This is a genomic window from Burkholderia sp. SCN-KJ, from assembly GCF_024656005.1.
Classification (GTDB): Bacteria; Pseudomonadota; Gammaproteobacteria; order Burkholderiales; family Burkholderiaceae; genus Burkholderia.
The window spans coordinates 1-529 of record NZ_JANKOG010000105.1 but is presented as its reverse complement, the minus strand read 5'-3'; the positions used below and the strand labels follow the sequence as shown (position 1 = coordinate 529).

1 protein-coding gene is annotated in these 529 nt (G+C 65.8%); it reads right to left on the bottom strand.

The window, feature by feature from the left end; translation table 11 throughout:
- Positions 1-456, bottom strand: a 456-nt coding sequence (locus NQV17_RS37835) for a substrate-binding domain-containing protein (protein ID WP_257776166.1), incomplete at its 3' end; no start/stop codon positions are given.
- Positions 457-529 lie beyond the last annotated feature (73 nt).

The following is a 529-nucleotide window of genomic DNA, read 5'->3' as shown; positions in this document are numbered from 1 at the left end:
ACCCTTGCCGTTGAGTTTCTTCGCGAGGTAGTCGCACGCGAGCTCGCCGGCCTTCACGTTGTTGGTCTGCACGGTCGCGTTCGCGCCGGCCGCCGCGACGTCCACCGCGACGACCGTGATGCCCGCCGCCTGCGCCTTCTTTACCGCCGGCTCGATCGCCTTTGGATCGGTCGCGTTGAGCAGGATCATGTCGACGTGCGCGGAGATGAAGTTGTCGATCTGCGTGAACTGCTTGTTCAGGTCGTAGTCGGCCGAGACCGCGGTGACCTTCGCGTTCGGGTTGAGCTGCTTGGCACGCGCCTCGGCGCCTTTCACGATCGTGACGAAGTACGGGTTGCCGAGCGAGCCGACCGTGACGCCGATCGATTTCAGCGGCTTGTCGGCTGCATGGGCGGCGGCGGCGCCGAAGGCGAGCGCGCAGGCGACGGCGGTCAGGGCGGCTTTTTGCTTGAACATGTCGTTGTGTCTCCGGAAGGTCCGTTGGCAGATGGGCGCAGGAGGACCTGCCTGCGCCCCGATGGTCGAGTGA